The sequence below is a fragment of the Promicromonospora panici genome (assembly GCF_900608595.1).
Classification (GTDB): Bacteria; Actinomycetota; Actinomycetes; order Actinomycetales; family Cellulomonadaceae; genus Promicromonospora; species Promicromonospora panici.
Map to the genome: position 1 here is coordinate 90,944 of NZ_UWYY01000014.1, position 20,897 is coordinate 111,840.

General features: G+C 69.2%; 18 protein-coding genes and 1 tRNA gene. 5 read left to right on the top strand and 14 right to left on the bottom strand.

The features are described from left to right. Positions 1-71: 71 nt before the first annotated feature. From EW117_RS17430 to EW117_RS17450, 5 genes are read right to left on the bottom strand one after another with little or no spacing between them, the layout of a single operon-like run. On the bottom strand, positions 72-1,076 hold the full coding sequence (locus EW117_RS17430; RefSeq protein ID WP_129787979.1) for an ABC transporter ATP-binding protein: 1,005 nt from the start codon (positions 1,074-1,076) through the stop codon (positions 72-74). After that, positions 1,076-2,026 (bottom strand): ABC transporter ATP-binding protein, encoded by a 951-nt coding sequence (locus EW117_RS17435; protein ID WP_129787980.1) that lies wholly within the window; start codon positions 2,024-2,026, stop codon positions 1,076-1,078. Before EW117_RS17435 ends, EW117_RS17430 begins: the two co-directional genes overlap by 1 nt. Next, complete coding sequence (locus tag EW117_RS17440; RefSeq protein ID WP_129787981.1) at positions 2,026-2,964, bottom strand: ABC transporter permease; 939 nt, start codon at positions 2,962-2,964, stop codon at positions 2,026-2,028. The genes EW117_RS17435 and EW117_RS17440 overlap by 1 nt, the downstream gene beginning before the upstream one ends. Positions 2,965-2,974: 10 nt before the next feature. After that, positions 2,975-3,970: an ABC transporter permease gene (locus tag EW117_RS17445; RefSeq protein WP_129787982.1), complete on the bottom strand. Its 996-nt coding sequence runs from the start codon at positions 3,968-3,970 to the stop codon at positions 2,975-2,977. A 3-nt stretch (positions 3,971-3,973) separates the two neighbouring features. Continuing rightward, positions 3,974-5,746, bottom strand: a complete 1,773-nt coding sequence (locus tag EW117_RS17450; RefSeq protein ID WP_129787983.1) for an ABC transporter substrate-binding protein — start codon at positions 5,744-5,746, stop codon at positions 3,974-3,976. A 268-nt stretch (positions 5,747-6,014) separates the two neighbouring features. Between EW117_RS17450 and EW117_RS17455 the strand changes: the two genes are divergently transcribed. Then, positions 6,015-6,087 (top strand) — tRNA-Arg (locus EW117_RS17455). Between the two features lie 196 nt (positions 6,088-6,283). Here the strand turns inward: EW117_RS17455 and EW117_RS17460 are convergent. The 4 genes from EW117_RS17460 to EW117_RS17475 are packed head-to-tail and all read right to left on the bottom strand — an operon-like array spanning position 6,284 to position 9,420. Then, positions 6,284-7,063: an amino acid ABC transporter ATP-binding protein gene (locus tag EW117_RS17460; RefSeq protein WP_129787984.1), complete on the bottom strand. Its 780-nt coding sequence runs from the start codon at positions 7,061-7,063 to the stop codon at positions 6,284-6,286. Further along, positions 7,056-7,700, bottom strand: coding sequence for an ectoine/hydroxyectoine ABC transporter permease subunit EhuD (gene ehuD / locus EW117_RS17465; RefSeq protein WP_129787985.1), 645 nt, complete (start codon positions 7,698-7,700; stop codon positions 7,056-7,058). Before ehuD ends, EW117_RS17460 begins: the two co-directional genes overlap by 8 nt. Next, a complete protein-coding gene (ehuC, locus tag EW117_RS17470; RefSeq protein WP_129787986.1) occupies positions 7,697-8,470 on the bottom strand; it encodes an ectoine/hydroxyectoine ABC transporter permease subunit EhuC in 774 nt (257 codons plus the stop codon). The genes ehuD and ehuC overlap by 4 nt, the downstream gene beginning before the upstream one ends. A gap of 8 nt (positions 8,471-8,478) precedes the next feature. Continuing rightward, complete coding sequence (locus EW117_RS17475) at positions 8,479-9,420, bottom strand: transporter substrate-binding domain-containing protein (RefSeq protein ID WP_129787987.1); 942 nt, start codon at positions 9,418-9,420, stop codon at positions 8,479-8,481. 237 nt (positions 9,421-9,657) lie between these two features. Here EW117_RS17475 and EW117_RS17480 point away from each other — a divergent pair, with 237 nt between their 5' ends. Next, positions 9,658-10,425, top strand: a complete 768-nt coding sequence (locus EW117_RS17480; protein WP_129787988.1) for a GntR family transcriptional regulator — start codon at positions 9,658-9,660, stop codon at positions 10,423-10,425. 468 nt (positions 10,426-10,893) lie between these two features. Here EW117_RS17480 and EW117_RS17485 read toward each other — a convergent pair whose 3' ends face one another. After that, positions 10,894-12,096 (bottom strand): ROK family transcriptional regulator, encoded by a 1,203-nt coding sequence (locus EW117_RS17485; protein WP_129787989.1) that lies wholly within the window; start codon positions 12,094-12,096, stop codon positions 10,894-10,896. A 90-nt stretch (positions 12,097-12,186) separates the two neighbouring features. On the opposite strand from EW117_RS17485, the gene xylA reads away from it, so the two are divergent. The 3 genes from xylA (at position 12,187) to EW117_RS17500 (ending at position 16,427) form a co-directional block, all read left to right on the top strand. After that, positions 12,187-13,341, top strand: a complete 1,155-nt coding sequence (gene xylA, locus EW117_RS17490; protein ID WP_129787990.1) for a xylose isomerase — start codon at positions 12,187-12,189, stop codon at positions 13,339-13,341. A 112-nt stretch (positions 13,342-13,453) separates the two neighbouring features. Then, positions 13,454-14,941 carry a xylulokinase gene (xylB, locus tag EW117_RS17495; RefSeq protein WP_129787991.1) on the top strand — a complete coding sequence of 496 codons (1,488 nt, stop codon included), beginning with the start codon at positions 13,454-13,456 and terminating at the stop codon, positions 14,939-14,941. A gap of 58 nt (positions 14,942-14,999) precedes the next feature. Next, positions 15,000-16,427: a serine hydrolase domain-containing protein gene (locus tag EW117_RS17500; RefSeq protein ID WP_165362738.1), complete on the top strand. Its 1,428-nt coding sequence runs from the start codon at positions 15,000-15,002 to the stop codon at positions 16,425-16,427. A 162-nt stretch (positions 16,428-16,589) separates the two neighbouring features. On the opposite strand, the gene EW117_RS17505 is transcribed toward EW117_RS17500, so the two are convergent. The 4 genes from EW117_RS17505 to EW117_RS17520 are packed head-to-tail and all read right to left on the bottom strand — an operon-like array spanning position 16,590 to position 20,881. Then, the gene (locus EW117_RS17505) at positions 16,590-17,522 is read right to left on the bottom strand and encodes a carbohydrate ABC transporter permease (protein ID WP_129787993.1); all 933 of its coding nucleotides are present in this window, start codon (positions 17,520-17,522) and stop codon (positions 16,590-16,592) included. Continuing rightward, complete coding sequence (locus tag EW117_RS17510; RefSeq protein ID WP_129787994.1) at positions 17,519-18,016, bottom strand: hypothetical protein; 498 nt, start codon at positions 18,014-18,016, stop codon at positions 17,519-17,521. The genes EW117_RS17505 and EW117_RS17510 overlap by 4 nt, the downstream gene beginning before the upstream one ends. After that, positions 17,997-19,367, bottom strand: a complete 1,371-nt coding sequence (locus EW117_RS17515; protein WP_129787995.1) for a glycoside hydrolase family 28 protein — start codon at positions 19,365-19,367, stop codon at positions 17,997-17,999. Before EW117_RS17515 ends, EW117_RS17510 begins: the two co-directional genes overlap by 20 nt. Beyond that, entirely contained in the window at positions 19,367-20,881 is a 1,515-nt protein-coding gene (locus EW117_RS17520) for an extracellular solute-binding protein (RefSeq protein ID WP_129787996.1), read from the bottom strand. Before EW117_RS17520 ends, EW117_RS17515 begins: the two co-directional genes overlap by 1 nt. Positions 20,882-20,897 lie beyond the last annotated feature (16 nt).

Consider the following 20,897-nt stretch of genomic DNA (forward strand, 5'->3'; position numbering starts at 1 on the left):
TGTTGTGAGCGTGATCGTTGCGCCTAAACCGGGCATGAAGACGCAACGATCACGCCCACAACAAAAGGGGGTCAGGCTGCCGGGCAGGGGGCCTCCGCCGCCTTGCGGAAGCAGCCCACGAAGTGGCCGGGCGCGTACTCGACCAGACCGACGCCGTCCGGCACCTCGCCTGGTGCCGACCCTTCGGCCGAGGCCGCCTCCTCGCCGAGCGACCGGCCCTGCGCCGCGGCCGCCTCGTGGTACAGGCACCGCCCCGCCAGACGACGGGTGCGCTCCGCCTCCTCGGCCTCGACCTCCTCCCACGTCCGGTCCAGGTGCGGCACCGAGGCCAGGAGGTCGCGCGTGTAGGGGTGCAGCGGGTCGTCGAAGACGGCGCTCGTGTCGCCCCGCTCCACCACGCGCCCCTTGTAGAGGATGACCACCCGGTCGGACACGTAGTTGCCGAGCGAGAGGTCGTGCGTGACGAACAGGATCCCCAGGCCGCGACCCTTGAGCTCGCCCAGCAGGTTGAGCACGTCGATCCGGGTGGAGGCGTCGAGCATGGAGATGACCTCGTCCGCGACCAGCAGCTCGATGTCGAGCAGCAGGGCGCGCGCGATGAGCAGGCGTTGCAGCTGCCCGCCGGAGAGCTGGTGCGGATACTTGCCGAGGATGTCGTCCGGCTCGAGCGTCACAGCGGCCAGCGCGTCCTCCAGCCGCGAGCGCCACTCGCCGCCGGAAACCTTGGGGAAGTAGGACTGCCGCAGGGTCTCGAACGTGCGGTCCACCTTGTAGATGGGGTTGAACGACGAGAACGGGTCCTGGAAGACGCCCTGGACCTTGCGGTAGTAGTCGCGACGGGCGCGGAAGCCGAGCTTGGTGACGTCGCGCCCGTCGAACGTGATGGTGCCGCCCGTGGAGTCGAGCAGGTGGAGCACCATCTTGCCGATCGTCGACTTGCCGCTGCCGGACTCCCCGATGAGCGACACGACCTCGCCGCGCTGCACGTCGAGGCTGACCTGCCGCACGGCATGCAGATCGGAGGTGCCGAAGGTGCCGGTCTTGTAGACCTTGTCGAGCTGGTTGAGGGTCAGCATCAGCTCACCGCCCAGCACGCGACGTGGTGGCCCTCGGCCACCTCGCGGAAGGGCGGGGCCTCGGCGCACTTGTCGTGCGCCAAGGGGCAGCGGTCGCGGAAACGGCAGCCGGCGGGCGGCTCGAGGAGCGACGGCGGCCGCCCCTCGATCCCTTCGAGCTGCTGCTCCTCGTACCGGTCGCCGACCTTGGGCAGCGCCCCGATCAGCATCTTCGTGTACGGGTGCAGGGGTTCGCTGATGATCGTCCGGGCGGGGGCCTTCTCGGCGAGGTGGCCCGCGTACATGACGAGGATGGTGTCGGCGACCTGGAACAGCACGGAGATGTCGTGCGTGATGACGATCATCGACTTCACGAACCCGTGGTCCCGGAATTCGACGAGCGCGCGGGCGACCGCCTTCTGGGAGGACACGTCGAGCGCGGAGGTCACCTCGTCGCCGATCAGCAATGACGGGTTCAGCAGGGTGGACAGCACGAGCACCACGCGCTGCTTCATGCCCCCGGACAGCTCGATCGGGTAGCGCCCCAGCACGTCGGTCTCCAACCCGACGAGCTTGAGCCGCCGTTCGAGCTCGGGCAGCACCTCGGCGTACCGGACGCTGTGCGCCGAGAGCAGGTCGCGGATCATCCGGCCGATCTTGCGGGTCGGGTTCATGGCCGACATCGCGTACTGCGGGATGAGCGATACCTCGCGGTAGCGATGCCGGTTCATGGCGTTGTCGTCGGACAGCGGCAGCTCGTCGTCGTCCAGGACCACCGTGCCGCCCACGTGCTTCATGCGCGTGTCGAGGCGGATCAGGGCCTTGCCGAGCGTCGTCTTGCCGCAGCCGGACTCGCCGGCGATGCCCATGATCTCGCCGTCCGCCACCTCGAAGGTGACGCCGTCGAGGGCCTTCACGTCGCCGCGGCGGGTGCGGTAGTAGACCCGGAGGTCGGTCACGGAAAGGGCCATCACATCTCCCGCAGCTTGGGGTTGAAGACCTCGTCGAGGCCGACGTTCATGATGTAGAGGGAGCCCACGATGAGCGTGATCCCCAGCCCCGGCGGGATGAACCACCACCACAGACCCAGATGGAGCGCACTCCACTGCACGGCCTGGTTCATCATCAGGCCGAGCGACATGGCGTTGGTCGGCCCGAGCCCGATGAAGTCCAGCGACGCCGCCGTCAGGATGGACCCGCCGAACAGCAGCACGAACGTCATGAAGAGGTAGGAGTACATGTTGGGCGCGACCTCGCGCCGCAGGATCGTGCCCACTCCCACACCGGACAGCCGCGCCAGATCGATGAAGTCGCGCGAGCGCAGGGACAGCGTCTGCGACCGCACCGCGCGCGCCACCCAGGGCCAGCTGAACACGCCGATGTACAGCGCCTGCATCGGAACGCTCCGCACGCCGAGGTAGGCGTTGATGATGATGAGCACCACGAAGCCAGGGATCACGAGCACGACGTTCGTGAGCATGTTGAGCAGCTCGTCGATCAGCCCGCCGCGATAGCCCGCGACGAAACCGATGGTCATGCCGATGACGGCGGCGACACCACCGCCCAGCAGGCCCACGAGGAACGTGGACCGCAGGCCGGCGACGAACTGCGCGAAGACGTCCTGCCCGAACGTCGTCGTTCCGAACGGGAAGTCCGCCGACGGCGGCGCCATGGGCGGCCCCGCGTAGTCCATCGGTGCGTACCGCAGGAACGCCGGCCCGATCAGGCCCAGGAGCAGGAACCCGAGCACCACGACGGCGCCGATCAGGACCTTGGGGTTGCGCAGCGCGAAGTACAGCGTCTCGCGCACGTCTCCCCCGGGTTTGCGGCCCGACGTCGTCGGGCCGGCCACACCGGGCTGGTCGCTCGCCTCGGTCCCGGGTCCCGCTACCGGTTGTGTCGCCGTCATGTGGTTCTCCTCATGCGGTAGCCCCCGTCAGTCCGGTCCGCGTGCGGGGGTCGACCAGCACGTAGACGATGTCGATGATGAAGTTGGCCAGGAGCACGCCGATCACCACGAACAGCAGGGTGCCCTGCAGCAGGAAGAAGTCCTGGTTCTGGATGGCGGACAGCACGAGCTTGCCCAGGCCCGGGTACGCGAACACGATCTCGGTCACCAGGGCGCCGCCCAGGATCGTTCCCAGCTGCAGCGCCAGGCCCGTGATCTGCGGCAGCATCGCGTTGCGGAACGCGTACTGCCGAATGAGCCGCTTCGGCGCACCGAGCGCTGCGAGGTAGTTCGCGTAGTCCGACTCGAGCTCGTAGATGATCAGGTTCCGCATGCCGATCGCCCAGCCGCCGAGCGCGACGAGGAACAGCGACAGGAACGGCAGCACCCAGTGCTGCAGCAGGTCCCAGGCGAACGACCACGACCACTGCGGCACCAGGCCGAAGTCGTAGCCGCCCGCCACGGGGAACCAGCCGAGCGCCACGCCGAAGCCCCACGCGAGCAGGATCGCCAGCCACATGTACGGCATCGCCGTGACCAGGTAGCCGACGGGCAGGGCCACGTTGTCGAGCCAGCGGCTGCGCGCCGCCATCGCACCCACGCTGTTGCCGACCACCCAGCTGAGCAGGATGGCCGGGATCATGATGCCCAGCGTGTACGGGACGGCGTCGAGCACGACCTGGCTCACCGGCGCGGGGAACAGCCACACGCTGGTGCCCAGGTCACCGCGGAACAACGAGCCCCAGTAGTTCAGGTACTGCTGCCAGATCGGCAGGTCGAGCCCGAACATGCGCTCGTAGTACTGCGTCATCGACGCGATCGTCTCGGGGTGCTGCACGGCCGCGCGGGCGACCATCCGCTGCACCGGATCTCCCGGCATGAGCCGGGGGATCAGCCAGTTCAGCGTGACCGCGACGACGAACGTCAGGCCATAGACCAGCGTCTTGCGGGCGAGATAACCGCGCATACGTCAGGAGGCCGGCTCGAGGGCGAGGAGTGCGTTCAGGCCGCCCATCTGCACGTAGTTGTTCCACATCACCGGGAAGTACGCGTCCTCGCGTCCCTCCTTGGGCCAGTTGGTCCACTGCGACTCGTTGTACTGGGCCCAGGCGCCGTTGTACCAGAGCGGGATCGCCGGCAGGTCGGTCATGAACTTCTCCTGGACCTGCGACAGGGTCTCGGTGAACTCCGGCGTGCCGCTCTCGGTGCGTGACAGGTCCTCCACCAGGTTCCACGCCTCGTCGTTCTCGTACCGGCCGAAGTTTCCCGCCAGCATCTGCTCCTGGATGGGCTGGTAGAACGCGTAGTTGTAGTAGGTCCAGGGCGTGTTGCTGATGCCCGCGTTGCCGTTGATCAGCAGGTCGAAGTCACCGGTGGCCCGGGCGTCGTCCACGGCGCCCGCGTCCGGGAAGTCGGCGGTCACCTTGATGCCGACGGCGGAGGCGTCCTCCGCGATCACGCGCGCCGACTCCATCCAGTCCGTCCAGCCCGCGGGGACGATCAGCTTGAGGTCGATCGGCTCGCCGTCCGGCGTCTCGACGAACCCGTCGCCGTCGGTGTCCTCGTAGCCGCCGTCGGCCAGGATCGACTTGGCCTCCTCCGGGTCGAACGTGAAGCCGTGCTCGGCCGCGACGTCCTCGTCGTAGTACTCCTCGAACGCGGGCACCAGGCCGGAGGGGTGGGCCTTCGACACGAGGCCGCCGTACGCGTTCGCGACGATCTTGTCGACGTCGATCGACCGGGCCAGCGCCTGCCGGAAGTCGACGTCGTCCATCGGCGCGCGCGTCTGGTTCGGGATCAGGTTCGCCGACGCCGCCGCCAGCATGTACGGCTCACCGTCGTAGTAGGTGCTGACCGAGCCCTGGTCCACGAGCGTGTTGACGCCGGGCAGGAAGTTGTTGCTCAGGTCGAGGCTGCCGGACAGCATCAGGCCCAGCGCCACCTCGTTGGAGGTGTTCACGACGTCGACGATGTACTTCATCGGCATCTCGAGGCCGAGCTCGCTCTTGGCCCACCAGTCGTCGTTGCGCTCCCAGACCATCCGGTCCTGCCCGACGGCGGAGAACTTGAACGCGCCGGACCCGACCGGCTTCTCGTTCGGGTTGGACAGCAGCTCCTCGTCCGACCAGTCCCCCATGATGTGCTCCGGCAGCACCATGTTGCTGTAGAGCCAGTTGTCCCACTCCTGGTAACGGGGGTCGGAGAACGTGAACTCGACCGTCGTGTCGCTGGTGGCCTCGGCCTTGTCCAGCCACGTCCAGAGGTTGCTCCACGGCACGGACTCGACCTTGCCGAGCTCGGCGGTGAAGACGACGTCGTCGGCGTCGAGCGTCTCGCCGTCCTGCCAGGTGAGCCCCTCGCGGAGCGTGAGCTCGTAGGTGTCGTCGTCGGTCCATTCGCCGCCCTCGGCGAGCCAGGGCTTCAGCTCGAGGGTGATCGGGTCGAACTGGAACAAGGGCTCGTAGAGCAGGCCGCGAGCACCCGTCGCGTGCCCCGCCCCGGGAATCGGGTTCCAGGACGACGGCGGACCCCACTGGGTACCACTCGTGAAGACCGTCTCCTCGCGGGGGTACTCGCCCACGAGCTCGGTCGCCGCGTCCATACCTTCGGCGGACGCATAGGGGTTGGCCGCGGGCGTGGGCGCGCTCCCACCACCGCCGGAGCAGGCGGCGAGCAACAAGCCCGCGGCCGTGGCCGTCGCCAGGGCCAACGTGCCCCGAGACCTGGTCTGTCGAAGGAACATCGTCGATCCTCTCGTCCCGCCCACACGGTCGTTGTGCGGACCCGCGCACCGTTACGCCTGGTTGGTGAGCATCGTTCCCGCCCCGAGAGGAATTGGTCAAGGTTTGTGAGCTATGTTGCGCAATCGACACCTTCGCCCGGGTCGGCGCTTCGCGTGCAGCCTCTCCCGATCCGGGGCTTCGCGCGCAGGGCGGCGGGGACGTTAGGCTGTGTGCGCCGGTCCGGGTCCTGCCCGGCGCCGGTCTCGCTCCTCCCGCCAGGAGGCGCGAGCGCCTGTAGCTCAGTGGATAGAGCACCGCTCTCCTAAAGCGGGTGTCGGCAGTTCGAGTCTGCCCAGGCGCACTTCGTCGGCTGCCCCTCGTCCTGCCGAGGTAGAACCAGGGCGAGGTAGAACCAGGGCGAGGTAGAACCAGGGCGAAGTAGAACTGTGGCGAGATGGAACGGCAGCGTGGCTGCGGTTCCATCTCGCCACAGTTCTATCTCGCCCTGGTTCTACTTCGGCGGGACGGATGGGAGGGTCAGGGCGTTGGCGCGTCGGTCAGAGGATGGCGCGCAGGAACTCCTGGGTCCGCTCGTGGGACGGGGACGTGAAGATCGTCTCGGGGTCGGCCTCCTCGACGATCTTCCCGCCGTCGAACATCAGCACGCGGTTCGAGACCTCGCGGGCGAACTGCATCTCGTGCGTGACGATCAGCATCGTGATGTCCGTGGTCTCGGCGATGTTCCGGAGCACACCGAGCACATCGGCGACGAGCTCCGGGTCCAGCGCGGAGGTCACCTCGTCGAGCAGCAGGATGTCCGGCTCCATGGCCAGGGCCCGCGCGATCGCGACCCGCTGCTGCTGTCCGCCGGACAGCTTGGTGGGGCGCTCGTCGCGCTTCTCGGCCAGCCCGACCTTGTCGAGGAGCGCCTCGGCGTCGGTGATGGCCGCGGCCTTGGACTTGCCGAGCACGTGGATCGGCGCCTCGATGATGTTCTCCAGCACCGTCATGTTGGGGAACAGGTTGAACTGCTGGAACACCATCCCGACGCGACGCCGCACCAGGCTGCGTCGCTTCTCCGGGATGGCAACCCGCTTGTCGCCGCGCATCTCGTGCGTGTACGGGTCTCCGTCGACGAAGATCAGGCCGCCGTCCGCCTCCTCCAGCGTCATGAGCAGACGCAGGATGGTGGTCTTGCCGGAGCCCGACGGGCCGATCAGCGTGACGCGGTCACCCTGGGCCACCGAGAAGTCGAGGCCGTCGAGGACCGTGTTGTGCCCGAACTGCTTGACGACCCCGCGGAACTCGATGGCGGGGGTGGTGTCGTTCTCAGGCAAGGCGGTTCTCCAATCGGCGGACGAGCAGCGAGGTCGGGTAGCTCACCAGCAGGAACAACAGGCCGACCAGGGTGATCGCCTCGATGTAGCGGAAGTTGTTGGCGCCGTACTGCTGCGCGGCGGTGTACATCTCGACCACGGCGATGGCGAACAGGAACGGCGTCTCCTTGAACATGGAGATCGCGTAGTTCCCCAGTCCCGGCAGCGTGTTGCGGATCGCCTGCGGCAGGATGACGGCGCCCCAGGTGCGCGAGCGCGGCAGGTCGAGGGCGATGGCCGCCTCCCACTGCCCCTTCGGCACCGCATCGATACCGGCGCGGTACACCTCGGACATGTACGTCGCGTAGTGGATGCCGAGCACCACACACCCGACGGCCAGCGACGGGAACTGCGTGAACAGCAGGTTCGCGAAGACGAACTGTACCAGCAGCGGCGTCGACCGGATGAACTCGACCAGGAAGCCGATCGGCATGGTGACGACACGCAGGCCGGACCGACGGACCACTGCGACGATCAGGCCCAGTACGGAGGCGATGACCATGCCGACCACGGTCGCGAGGACAGTGATCCGCAGACCGTTGAGCAGCTCGGGGAGCACAGCCGCGGCGTGCTCCCAGCTCCAGGCTGCTTCGTTCATGCTCGGTCACCTCCCTTCGACGCGGTCGACGCCGGAGTTCCGGCACCGACATCGGCAGTGGTCTGCACGGGTGCCAGGCGCAAGACCTCACGCAGCGAAGGCCCCGCGCCCAGCCGGTTCTTCGCCCGCACCTCGAGAGCGTTCATGCCCAGCGTGAGCAGGTAGGCGACCGCGAAGTAGAGCAGCAGGCCGACGGTGTAAGAGAACACTGTCTCCGACGTCCGCTCGCGCAGCTCCTCGGTGAAGAAGTTGAGGTCATGCAGCGAGATGTACGCCGCCAGGGCGGAGCCCTTGACGAGCTGGATCAGCAGGTTGGTGAACATCGGGATCATCAGCGGCCACGCCTGCGGCATGATCACCCGGCGCATGCGGTGCACAGGGCCCAGGTCGAGCGCTACGGCCGCCTCCCACTGCCCCTTCGCGACCGAGTTGATCGAGCCGCGCACGACCTCGGAGGCGTACGCCCCGTAGTTGAGCCCGAGCGCGAGGATGCCGCACGCCAACGGGTCCAGCTCGACGTAGAACGGCGGAAGCGGCAGCACGTAGTACAGCCAGAAGATCTGCACCACCAGCGACGTGCCGCGGAAGAACTCCACGACCACCCGGGACGGCACGCGCGCCCACTTCGTGCGGGCACGCGAGCCGAAACCCAGGGTGAACGCGATGAGCAGCGCGAGCACCGCACCGCCGAGCGTCAGCTCGAGCGTGACGAGAATTCCCTCACCGAGCTGCGGCAGCAGTTCAACGAGCTGTTGAAGGTTGTCCGACACGAGCTCGGTCAGCCGTCCAGGCCGAGCTCCGGAGCCAGCTCCTCGGCCACCGCGTCGAGGTCACCCTCACAGAGCTTCTCGGTGGTCAGGCCCTCCACGGGGTACTCGGCCTCCGTGAAGCCGAACGGCTCCACGATCTCCAGCCAGCGCTCCTTGTCGGAGACGATCTCCGCGAGCTTCTCGTTGTAGGCGTCGCGCAGCTCCTCCTCACCCTGCGGGAAGACCTCTGCGCCGGCACCGATCTGCGGCACGCCGTCGATCTCGGCCACGAACGAGTCGGTGACCTCGACCGGGGCATCGGTCTTCTCCGCAAGAGTCCTCAGCGAGATACCCGTCAGGGCCAGCGCGTCGGCACGACCGGACGTGACGGCATCCAGGCCGTCCTGGGCGGCGCCGACCTCGATCTTCTCGATGTCGAGCTTGTCCGCGTAGCCGGACTCGACTGCCCCGCTCAGCACGGCGAGTGTGACGCCCGCCTCCTGAGCGGACTGCATGTCGGTCAGGTTGTCGGGGTTGCCCTCCGGCACCATGAACGCGGTGGTGTACATGATCTCGGGCTCGGAGAACAGGGCCTCGCTGCAGCGCTCGGGCAGGATGGACATGCCGGCGCTGACGGTGTCGTAACGGCCGGCGGCCAGACCCGGGATGAGGGAGTTCCACTCGGTCTGGACGCCCTCGACGTTCTCGACGCCGAGCTCGCCGAAGATCTCGCGGTCCAGGGCGATGGTGGCGCCGGTCAGGTCGCCGCCGTCCTCATAGCTGTAGGGCTCCTCGCCGTTGAACGCGACGGTGACGGAGCCGTCCTCCTGAAGTTGCTCGAGCGTGCTGGCGCCATCTTCACCGCCGGCGTCGGGGGCCGTCGATGTGCACGCGGCCAGCGCTACCAGGGTGAGTACTGACCCTGCAGCAAATACGGCTCGGCGGAGCGGGCGGACGCTTGATGTAGACATGGTTCCCTTCACGCCACCCGGCGCGTAGTGCAAAGCCTGGGTGGGCTGGAGTTCACGGACGACTCGCAACCGTAGCGCGACTCGGACATTCAGACAATCTAGCGTTCGACATTAGGATTGTCTACAATCTGCAAGTTCACCCGGCCGGCTGGTCCCGCACCCAGCGGGACGCCACGAAGACGCCCGCGCACCGGGAGATGATGTCGTCATCGACGTGCGCTCACGGAAGGAGCACCGATGTCCCACCCGCCGCGGGCCACTCTGGCGACCGCCCCGTCCTTCTCGCGTGTGACGCGTCCCTCGACCGTCGACCTGATCCAGGCGGAGCTGCGGAACGCTGTCTACGCCGGGGTGCTCGCCGTCGGCTCGCCGATCCGGGAGGTCGAGGTGGCGGCCCAGCTCGGCGTGAGCCGCGGCCCGCTGCGCGAGGCCGCCCAGCGCCTGGTCCAGGAGGGGCTGCTCATCGCGACGCCGGGGCGCGGGATGCGGGTGGCGACCATCAGCCCGGAGCGGCTGCCGGCGCTGTACGAGGCGCGCAAGTCGGTGGAGACCACCGCGGCGCGCCTGCTCGTGCGGTCGGGGACGGACGTGGCGATCACCGGCGTCCGCCACGCGCACGACGAGCTCGTCGCCGCGAACCGCACGGGAGACGCGCGCCGGGTCGGCGGAGCCGACCTCAACCTGCACTGGGCGCTCGTCGCCGCTGCCGGCAACCCGTGGCTGACCCGGTGGATGACGACGCTGATCGTCGAGGTGCGGATGGCCACGTTCACCGTGAGCGACGAGTACGTGGTGCGCAAGGACACCGCCGAGGCGCACGCCGTCATCGTTGAACGCCTGGAGGCGCGCGACGAAAAGGGCCTGGTCAGGGCCATCACGACGATGCTCGACGGCGCCGTCGCGCGGCTGCTGGGCCAGGACCAGAAGCCCGTCGAGACCCTCGAGGAGCCGGCCGACGTGCCGGAGATCACGCTCGGTCCGATCGACGCCCCGGACGAGCCGTAGCGCTCCTCCGCCGGCGACGCTCGTCGAGCTTGTCGAGACCTGGCATCCACGCGCGCGAGGTCTCGACAAGCTCGACCACTCCGATCAGTGGCGTCAGGTATTGCCGCCGGTTGTGACCACGGGTTTCGGTTCCCCGTTCCCTCCGGGTGCGCCGTCTTCACCTTCGAGCCGGAGACCGGGACCCGGATGGTCACGAACCTCTCGGCGGCCAGACCGCGCCAGAGCGCGAGCATCGCCAGAACATCAGGGTGAGGATCGGCAGCCCGATCACCGTGATCACCTGCTGCGCCGCGACCAGACCGGCCCCCCGGCCAGCACGATCAGCGAGATGGCGACGACGCCCGAGTTTATTGGCCCGGGTATCGCCTCTCGTACCGGGCCAATGGGCACGCATGCTGCCAACGATCCGGTGGCACGTCTATCCCAGGAGGTACCTCCGGGCAACGATCGGGGCTCCGAGGACGCCGGTCAGACCCAGGCGGAGGGATCCGCGAGCACCCCTTGCAGCACCTCTCGCGCGCCGCCCGTGAGCGCCGCCTGCGGCCCGGCTTGCGCGGCCCTGACCTGCAGGTCCACGAACGGCGCGGCAAGCACGCGGTCGTCGAGCACGGCCTCGACGTCGGCCCGGAGCCACGGCAGCAGCTCGGTGTACGCGCCGCCCAGCACGATGGTGCCGACGTCGAGCAGGTTCACGAAGTCGGCCAGGGCCGAGCCGAGGGCGCGGCCGGCATCGGGCAGAGCAGCGCCCTCCGCGAGGTGGGCGACGAGCGAGTCCAGCGGCGCGTCCGCCGGCAGGCCCGCCGCGCGCATGATCGCCTCCTTGCCCGCGTACTGCTCCAGGCAGCCGAAGGCGCCGCACGAGCAGCGCGGGCCGGCCGGGTCGACGACGACGTGCCCGATCTCGCCGTTCCACCCGCGCTCCCCCAGGAACAGCTCGCGGTCGACGACGATCGCCGCGCCGATGCCGACGTCGCCCGAGACGAAGATGAAGGAGTCGGGCGCCGCGACGTCCGACCCTCCGGCCAGCTCCGCGAGCGCCGCGAGCTTGGCTTCGTTGGCGACCCGCACGTCGAGGTCGCCGAGCCCGAGCAGCGGTACCGGCTCGAGCGAGGACCACCCGAGGTTGGGCGCCACCTCGAGGAGGCCCGTGCGCGGGTCGACCAGGCCGGGCAGTGCCAGCCGGGCGCCGGCGACGGTCATGCCCTCGGCTGCGACGCCGTCCGATACCTCGCGGGCGAGCGCGCCGAGGCGGCCCAGCACCGCCGTCGGATCACTGTCGTGGAACGAGCCCGGGACCACCTGCTCGACCACGACGTCCCCCGTGAGATCGAGCACACGGGCACCCAGGTAGTCCACGTTCACCTCGAGCCCGAGGCCGACGACGGAGCGTGGGGCGGGGACGAGCGGGACCGCCGGCCGCCCGGCGCGTCCGCCGGTCACGGCGGGCAGCTCACGCACGAGCCCGGCGGCCACGAGCTGGTCCACCAGTGTCGACACGGTGGCCCGGGCCAGACCGGTCGCGGCGGCCACACCCGCGCGCGACAGTGGTTCGGGTACCTCGTACACCGCGCGCGCGACCAGCTCCAGGTTGCGTTCGCGCAGGGTGTGCTGACGGGCCGCACCTGGGCCCGTCCGCGTGGTGGTCTCGCGTGCGGTCCCGGCGGTGGTCACGCCTTGACTGTAGCCGAACCTCGCGTAATAGTTCAGTCGTACAACTAATGCGGCGCCGCATGCCGGGGCCGCCTCGATGAGGAGATCCCCGTGAGCGACATCAAGTACTCGTTCGGCCTGTGGACCGTCGGCTGGCCCGCCAACGACCCGTTCGGCACGGCGACCCGCCCCGACCTGGACCCCGCCGACTCGATCCGCAAGCTCGCGGATCTCGGCGCGGCCGGCTTCACGTTCCACGACAACGACGTCTTCCCGTTCGGGTCCGACGAAGGCACCCGCCAGAAGCACATCGACTCCGTCAAGAAGGCCGCCGCCGAGACCGGCATGGTCTGCACCACGGTGACGACCAACACCTTCACGCACCCCGTCTTCAAGGACGGTGCGCTCACCTCCAACAACCGTGAGGTGCGGCGCTTCGGCCTGCGCAAGGTGCTGCGCAACGTGGACCTGGCCGCCGACATGGGCGCCGAGACCTTCGTCATGTGGGGTGGCCGCGAGGGCGCCGAGTACGACAACTCGAAGGACCTCCACGCCGCGCACGCCCGCTACGCCGAGGGCATCGACACCGTCGCCTCCTATATCAAGGAGAAGGGCTACGGGCTCAAGATCGCCTTGGAGCCCAAGCCGAACGAGCCCCGTGGCGACATCTTCCTGCCGACGATCGGTCACGCCATCGCGCTGATCGAGTCGCTCGACAACGGCGACATCGTGGGCCTCAACCCGGAGACGGGCCACGAGCAGATGGCGGGCCTGAACTACACGCACGGCATCGCGCTGGCCCTGTACGTCGGCAAGCTGTTCCACATCGACCTGAACGGCCAGCACGGCCCGAAGTTCGACCAGGACCTCGTGTTCGGCCACGGCGACCTGCTGTCGGCGTTCTTCACGGTCGACCTGCTGGAGAACGGCTTCCCGAACGGCGGCCCGCGCTTCGACGGCTACCGCCACTTCGACTACAAGCCGTCGCGCACCGAGTACCTCGACGGCGTGTGGGAGTCGGCCAAGGCCAACATGGAGACCTACGACATGCTCGCGGCCAAGGCCGCGGCCTACCGGGCCGACTCCGAGGTGCAGGCAGCCTTCGAGCATGCCGGGATCTTCGAGCTGGGCCAGTCGACCCTCGCCGAGGGCGAGTCGTTCGACTCCTTCCTCGCCGAGGCCGACCCCGACGTCGACGCTCTCGCCGAGAAGGACTACGGCCTGGTCAAGCTGCACCAGCTCGCGCTGAAGCACCTGATCGGCTGACCACCCCACCCTCCACCCCATTCGTTGTGGGCGTGATCATTGCGCCTAAAGTGGACGCGCAGTCGCAAAGATCGCGCCCACAACGAACGCGCCTTACTCTCCTGGAGCATCGATGCCCCTCGTCGCCGGCGTGGACACGTCCACGCAGTCCTGCAAGATCGTCGTGCGCGACGCCGAGACCGGCACGCCGGTCCGCACCGGCTCCGCCAAGCACCCCGACGGCACGGAGGTGGACCCGCGGCACTGGTGGGACGCCTTCCAGGAGGCGGCCGCCGCTGCCGGCGGCTTGTCCGACGTCGCCGCGCTCGCCGTGGGTGGCCAGCAGCACGGCATGGTCGTGCTCGACGCCGACGGCAACGTCATCCGGCCCGCGCTGCTGTGGAACGACAACCGCTCCGCGCCGTCGGCCGAGGCCCTGATCGCCGAGCTGGGCGAGGGCAGCCGCGACGCGGGAGCCCAGGCCTGGGCCGACGCCGTCGGCTCCGTGCTCGTCGCCTCCCTCACGATCACCAAGCTGCGCTGGCTGCACGACAACGAGCCGGAGAACGCCGCCCGGGTGGCCGCCGTCGCGCTCCCCCACGACTGGCTGTCGTGGCGCATCGCGGGCTACGGGCCCGCGGGCGACCCGACAGCTCCGCTCGGGCCGCAGCTGGACAAGCTGTTCACCGACCGGTCGGACGCGTCCGGGACCGGGTACTACGACGCCGCAACCAGCCAGTACCGACCTGACCTGCTGGAACGCGCCCTGGGACGGGCAGACGTCGTGCTGCCGCGGGTGGTCGGCGTAGCCGAGGCGGGCGCCGTGGCGCACGCGAGCGTCGCGGGCTCGTCGGTGGACGGCGGCGCCCTCATCGGGCCCGGCGCCGGCGACAACGCCGGTGCCTCCCTCGGGCTCGGCATGACGCCGGGCGACATCGCCATCTCGATCGGCACCTCGGGCGTGGTCTCCGCCGTCGCGCCGAAGCGCACCGCCGACGGGTCCGGCGCGATCAACGGCTTCGCGGACGCGACCGGCAACGCGCTCATGCTCGCCGTCACGCTGAACGCCGCCCGGGTCCTGGACGCCGCCCGCGAGGTGCTCGACGTCGACTTCGACGGGCTGGCCGACCTGGCGCTGCAGGCCCCGCCCGGGTCCGACGGCCTCGTGCTCGTGCCGTACCTGGAGGGCGAGCGCACGCCCAACCGGCCCGACGCAACCGGCACCCTGCACGGGATCCGCCTCGCTACCTCGACCCGCCACCACCTGGCTCGCGCCTACATCGAAGGCATGCTGTGCGGGCTCGCGGACGGCCTCGACGCGCTGCGCGCGCAGGGCGTCTCGGTGGACCGCGTGATGCTGATCGGCGGTGCGGCGCAGTCTCCGGCCGTGCAGCAGATCGCCCCTCAGGTCTTCGGGCTGCCGATCGGCATCCCCGAGCCCGGCGAGTACGTGGCCGACGGCGCCGCACGCCAGGCCGCGTGGGTCCTCGCCTCCGCGGGCGACCCGGCGGCCGTGGCTCCGGCGTGGTCCACGACCATCGCCACGACCCTCGACGCCGACCCGAAGCCGGTGATCCGCGACCAGTACGCCGCGGTGCGTGACCTGACTGAAGCAAATTGACAAACTGACACTCACCCTCAGCCCTGATTTGTCTATTTGCCGCAGTGGAGGTGTCAGATTGACTGTAGAGGACAACGTCGCCACGGAGGCCATCAGCTCACTCGCCATCCGTGCGGCCGCGCTCGACATCGCCCTGCATACCGTCCAGGTGAGCGTCCGCGGCGAGCCCGTCGCGCGCGCCGTGAGCGAGCCGACCGGCCTCGACACGCCGCAGCGGATGTACTCGATCTCCAAGACGTTGACGGGCCTGGCGATCGGCCTCCTCGCGGACGAGGGCGCGCTGAGCCTCGACGACCCCGTCATGAAGCACTTCCCCGAGATGGGCCCTGTGCATCCGTGGCTCGAGGCCACGACGCTCCGGCACATGCTCGCCATGCGCGGACCGCACCGGTCCACCACATACAAGCGAACGGACGACAGCTGGCTGGAGTCCTACTTCCGCGTGCCGCCGACACACCCGCCGGGCACGGTCTTCACCTACGACACGAGCGCCTCGTACACGCTCGCCGCACTCGTGGAGCGACTGTCCGGCACCTCCCTCCCGGACTACCTGCGGCCGCGCCTGTTCGATCCGCTCGGCCTCAGCCCTGGCCTGCGGTTCCTCACCGGACCGGAGGGCATCGCCCACGGCGGCTCAGGGCTGATCTGCACCCCGCGCGACCTGCTGCGCCTGGCACACCTCCTGCTCGACGACGGCAACCACGACGGCGTCCGACTCCTGCCGACCGACTACCTCCGCGCCGCCACGAGCCCGCAGGCGGACACCGCCCTGCAGAACTCCGCCGCCGCGCTGCGTGGCGGCTACGGCTACCAGCTCTGGCTGCCCCGTCCGGGATGGTGGCTCATGTTCGGGCTCGGCGGCCAGCTCGTCTACGGCAACCCCGCCCGGGGGCTCGCGGTGACGGTCACCGCGGACTTCCAGGCTTGCCCGAGCGGCGACCGGTTCATCGACGACGTGATCGACCTGCTGATCGACCCGCTGGTCGAGGGGCTCGACGCCGGACGCGCCCTGAGCGGCGCGCACGACACCGCCGTCGAACTACCCTGGCCCGCGCCTCGTCACGTCGCCGCACACGCACGGCCCGTCGCCGAGCGCTACGCGAACGTCGTCGACGGCCGGGGCCCCGCCGAGCTCGTGCTCTCGCTGGACGACGGCGGCGGCCGACTGACCAGCGCCGGCGGCCCGGCCGGTGCCGACGGCCGTACCGCGGCCGGCTGGGACGTCGAGCTGCGGTTCGACCGTCCGGTACGGACCGTCGTCGACGACCAACCCGCCGTCGTCACCGCCGGTTGGACCAGTCCCGATATCTTGGACGTGCGCTGCTCGCTGCTCGGCGCCAACCTGACGACCTGGCGCACCCGCCTCGCCTGGGCACCGGACGACACCCTGTCCGTGCAGTCCCAGGTGTTCGGCGAAACCGCCGACCACGCTTGGAACTTCCACACGGCCTACCGCGCCGCGTCAGGTCCGGTTCTGCACGGGTAGCTCGAGTACCCGTCGGCCGAACCGAAGGTTGCACGGACGTCCAGATGCCGAACCGAAGCGACACGCCGGGGCATCACCGATACTCGGCGTGTCGTTTCGGTTCGGCGACGGTGCAGACGCGCAACTCTCGGTTCGGCGTCAGCCGCTCAGCCCGGGAAGGGCTCAGCCCTTGACCGAGCCGATCAGCGCACCCTTGACGAAATAGCGCTGGATGAACGGGTAGACAAGCAGCATCGGCAGCGTCGCCACGACGATCACCGCCATCTTCACGGACTGCGCCGGCGGCACGACGTCCACGACCGAGGCGTCCGCGTTCATCCCGCTCGCGACGATGACGATCTGGCGCAGCAACACCTGGATCGGCCACTTCGCGGAGTCGTTGATGTAGAGGATCGCGTTCTGGTAGGTGTTCCAGTAGCCGACGGCGTAGAACAGGCCGATGGTCGCGATCGAGGCGATCGACAGGGGCAGCACGATCCGCAGGAACACCCCGAGGTCGGAGCAGCCGTCGATGCGGGCCGCCTCCTCGAGGCTGTCGGGTATCGCCTGGAAGAAGCTGCGCATGATCACGAAGTTGAACGCGTTGATCGCCACGGGCAGGATCAGCGACCACAGCGAGTCGATGAGGCCCAGGTTCTGGACCACGATGAACGTCGGGATCATGCCGCCGCTGAACAGCATCGTGAAGATGACGAGAAAGTTGATCACCCGGCGCCCGCGCAGGTACGGCTTCGACAGCGCGTACGCCATGAACGAGGTGAGCAGCAGGCTCACGAAGGTCCCTACGGCCGTGACGAACACGGAGACGCCGAGCGCCCGGAAGATGGTCGGCGTCGACAGGATGTAGCGGTACGCGTCGAGCGTGAACGTCTCCGGGATGACGACGAAGGACCGCGTCGCGAGCTCGCCCGGCGTCGCGAGCGAGCTGCCCAGCACGTTGAGGAACGGCAGCACGCAGATCAGCGCGAACCCGCCGAGCACGAGGACGTTGACGACGCGGAAGACCCGCATCGCCGTCGTCGGCCGCCGGTAGCTGGCCTTGCGCTTGGCCAGCTGCTCCAGGGACACCCGGGGTGCCGCATCGGTAGTGCTCATCTCGTGCTCCCAAGGTCGGGTCGCTCGCCCGGCCGTCGTAGCGCGAACATCCCCGCGCTGACGAAGAACAGGAAGGCGACCGGGTAGAGGATCAGCTGGCTGCCCACCAGACAGACCAGCCCGGCGGCGGCGAAGAACCACCCGGTCGTGCGGCGTCCCGGCCGGCGTCGAGCCACGAAGACTCCCGTGGCCCCGAGCAGCAGCACGACCATGAGCGTGACGCCGAACCAGGCGGCGAGCGTCCGCGCGGCGTCGTACGCGTCGGCCGCCGCACCGCCCGCCGCCAGGTCCAGGCCGATCCGCTGCATCTCGGGGTACAGGTTCGCGGTGAACTCGCCCTCGTCGAGCCGGTTCACCACCAGGGTGAACGCCCCGAGGAACAGGGCGGACAGGACCATGCCCGCCCCGGCCAGCCAGACCTCGGCGGTGCGCCGCAGGGCCGGTGGCGGCGCGACTGGCGCGACGGGCATCAGGTCAGTCACCGTCGCGGACATCGGCCCGCACCTCCTCCGGGCGCAGTGCTTCCGGGCGCGACTCCAAGCGCAGCGTCGGGCTGGCGTCAACGTGGAACGCCGCGCCGTCGCTCCCCTCGACCCGGACCCGGGTGACGTCGGAGTCCGCCACGTACCCGAGGTGGAACCCTTGCCGCGCCATGAGGTCCACCCCGTCCGCCATGGCCGGCCGCCCCGGGACGGCGTCGTCGGCGAAGGAGACCGAGACGTCGTCGAGGGTGAGCTCGGTCAAGGGCTGCTCCGGTAGCCCATAGACATGGCCCGCGGCGGCGTGCACCCCGCGGGCCGTGATGTGCGCGAGATGGATGCGGCGAAAGACCGGCGTGGAGTCGTCGACCGGGTAAGGACGCCGGTCTCCGACGTACGGCGAGTCGCCGTCCGGGCCGCAGAAGTAGTAGGGATTGATGACGATCGGGCACATGACGTCGCTCATCACGACGTTCGTCACCCGGATGTCCTCGACGACCCCGCCGCGGCCCCGGCGAGACTTGATGCGGATGCCGCGGTCGGTGCCCTGGAAGACGCAGCCCGTGATGACGACGTTGCGCACCCCGCCGCTCATCTCGCTGCCGATGACCACGCCGCCGTGCCCGTGCACCATCGTGCAGCCGGTGATCGTGACGTTCTCGCACGGGACCCGTTCCGGCGAGCGCTCCGTGCCCGACTTGATGGTGATGCAGTCGTCGCCGACGTCGATGTGGCAGTCGCTGATCCGGACGTTCCGGCACGACTCCGGGTTGATGCCGTCGGTGTTGGGCGAGTCGGGCGGGTTGGTGATCCGCACGCCCGACACGCTGACGTCCTGGCAGAGCAGCGGGTGCACCGTCCAGGCCGGGGAATCACGCAACGACACGTCGCGGATCGTCACCCGCTCGCACTCGTGCAGCCCGATCAGGGTCGGCCGGGGGTACGCCAGGGACTCCGGGTCGTTGCGGAACGTGTCCCACCAGCGCCGCCCCTGGCCGTCGATGGTGCCGAGCCCGGTGATCGCGACGTCGGTCTCCCCGTGGGCATAGATGCACGGCGAGTGCACGGTGCTGGGAGCGCCCTCCCACCGTGCCTCGACCGGCGGGTAGAGGTCCGGGTCGGAGACGAACTCCAGCCGGGAACCCGCCTCCAGATGCAGCTCGACATAGCTGCGCAGGCGCAGTGCGCCGGTGCGGTGCACGCCGGCCCGGACGACCACCGTGCCGCCACCGGCCAGCGCCGCCGCGTCGATCTCGGCCTGGAGCGTCGCGGTCTCGAGGCCCGTCTCCGGGCCCGTCGCCGGGCCTGCCTCGGAGCCCGTATCGAGGGTGGCCTTCGGAGCGCCAGGGCCGGCGTGCACGGCCATCAGCCGTTCACCTCGGCATAGGCCGCCGTGAACTCTTCGCTGATCTGGTCGAGACCCTGCCCGCGCAGGCTCTCGATCTTCGCCTCGAAGTCGGCCATCTCGATGGCCCCGGTGATGTACTGGTTGTAGGCGTCGTTGACCTGCTGCTCGATGACCGACCACCGGGTGTCGTACGTCTTGGAGGTGAGCGACTGGGCCGGGTTGGTGATGACGTTGGCCTCGTTCTCGGCCATCAGCTCGTTCGCCTCGTTCACGTACGGGTCCGAGCTCTCGTAGGTGACGACCTTCTCGGACGGACGCGACGAGGAGAACGGCTGGACCTCCTGCTCCCACTCGGTCTGGTCCGTGACCGTGACGACGCCGTCGGCGTCCGTCTCGTAGTGCTCGCCCTCGATGCCGTTGGTCATGAGGCCGTACGCCTCCTCGTCCAGCAGCTTGTCGATGAAGCCCAGCACCTTGCGCAGCTCGTCCTCCGTGGGGGCGTACTCCTTGGGGATCGCGAGCCAGCCACCCATCCCGCCGTTGGTGTCGGACAAGATACGGCGCGGCACGTCCTCGTACGTCAGGTCGTTGATCAGTGCCCACTCCATCGGGGTCTCCGGGTCGGCGCTCTTCGCCAGGGCGTTGTAGTTCTTGGCCTCGAACAGGCCCGTCACGACGATCCCGCCCTTGCCCTGGGCGATACCGTCCTGCTGGTTCGTCTTCTGGACGGTGACGAACTCCTGGTTCACCCACCCGTTCTCGTACACGCCGCGGTACCACTCCATCGCCTCCTTGAAGGCGTCGGTGGTGAAGGCCGGGACGACCTGACCGTCGGTGGTGACCTCGAACCCGGAGCCTGCCCCGAAGTAGCCGCTGAGAGACTCGAACCCGACGAGGAAGCTCTCCTCGCGGTCGTAGAAGCCCACGGTGTCGTCCTTGCCGTTGCCGTCCGGGTCGTCCTCGGTGAACGCCTGGGCGACCTTCGTGAGCTCCTCGATGGTGTGCGGAACCTCGAGACCGAGGTTGTCCAGCCAGTCCTGCCGCACCACGACGCCGTAGCGAGCCTTGACCTTCTGGTACGGCACGCCGTACAGCTCGCCGTCGATGCGCGCGGAATCGAGGGTGCCCTGGTCGATCTTCGCCAGGTTCGGGAACTCGCCGAGGTAGTCCTCGACGTCCCAGAACATGCCCGAGGCGAGCGCCGACCGCACGGTCGTGCTCTCGACCGGCCCGAGGGTGACCAGGTCGGCGAGCTGCCCCGAGGACAGCGCCGCGTTGAGCTTCTCCTCCGTCGAGGCGGCAGGCACCCATTGCAGCTCGAACTCGGTCCCCGTGTACTCCTCGAGCGCGGTCTCGATGGGCCCGTCCGGCGTCGGGGTCGTCGGTGTGTGGATCACCGTCATCCACGTCATCGGGCCGTCGGCGTCGCCTCCTTCGCCCGACCCGCCGCACGCGGCGAGCGTGAGCGCCAGCGCCGTCGCCGACGCGATGGCTGTCCCGGTCCTTCTGGAGATGGTTCTTCTGGAGATCATGCGCGGTCCCTTCCGT

Excerpts from the sequence above, each read along its gene's own strand:
- EW117_RS17430 (WP_129787979.1), bottom strand. The coding sequence starts at position 1,076 with ATGCTGACCCTCAACCAGCTCGACAAGGTCTACAAGACCGGCACCTTC.
- EW117_RS17435 (WP_129787980.1), bottom strand. The coding sequence starts at position 2,026 with ATGGCCCTTTCCGTGACCGACCTCCGGGTCTACTACCGCACCCGCCGC.
- EW117_RS17440 (WP_129787981.1), bottom strand. The coding sequence starts at position 2,964 with ATGACGGCGACACAACCGGTAGCGGGACCCGGGACCGAGGCGAGCGAC.
- EW117_RS17445 (WP_129787982.1), bottom strand. The coding sequence starts at position 3,970 with ATGCGCGGTTATCTCGCCCGCAAGACGCTGGTCTATGGCCTGACGTTC.
- EW117_RS17450 (WP_129787983.1), bottom strand. The coding sequence starts at position 5,746 with ATGTTCCTTCGACAGACCAGGTCTCGGGGCACGTTGGCCCTGGCGACG.
- ehuD (WP_129787985.1), bottom strand. The coding sequence starts at position 7,700 with ATGAACGAAGCAGCCTGGAGCTGGGAGCACGCCGCGGCTGTGCTCCCC.
- EW117_RS17475 (WP_129787987.1), bottom strand. The coding sequence starts at position 9,420 with ATGTCTACATCAAGCGTCCGCCCGCTCCGCCGAGCCGTATTTGCTGCA.
- EW117_RS17480 (WP_129787988.1), top strand. The coding sequence starts at position 9,658 with ATGTCCCACCCGCCGCGGGCCACTCTGGCGACCGCCCCGTCCTTCTCG.
- xylB (WP_129787991.1), top strand. The coding sequence starts at position 13,454 with ATGCCCCTCGTCGCCGGCGTGGACACGTCCACGCAGTCCTGCAAGATC.
- EW117_RS17505 (WP_129787993.1), bottom strand. The coding sequence starts at position 17,522 with ATGAGCACTACCGATGCGGCACCCCGGGTGTCCCTGGAGCAGCTGGCC.
- EW117_RS17510 (WP_129787994.1), bottom strand. The coding sequence starts at position 18,016 with ATGTCCGCGACGGTGACTGACCTGATGCCCGTCGCGCCAGTCGCGCCG.
- EW117_RS17515 (WP_129787995.1), bottom strand. The coding sequence starts at position 19,367 with ATGGCCGTGCACGCCGGCCCTGGCGCTCCGAAGGCCACCCTCGATACG.
- EW117_RS17520 (WP_129787996.1), bottom strand. The coding sequence starts at position 20,881 with ATGATCTCCAGAAGAACCATCTCCAGAAGGACCGGGACAGCCATCGCG.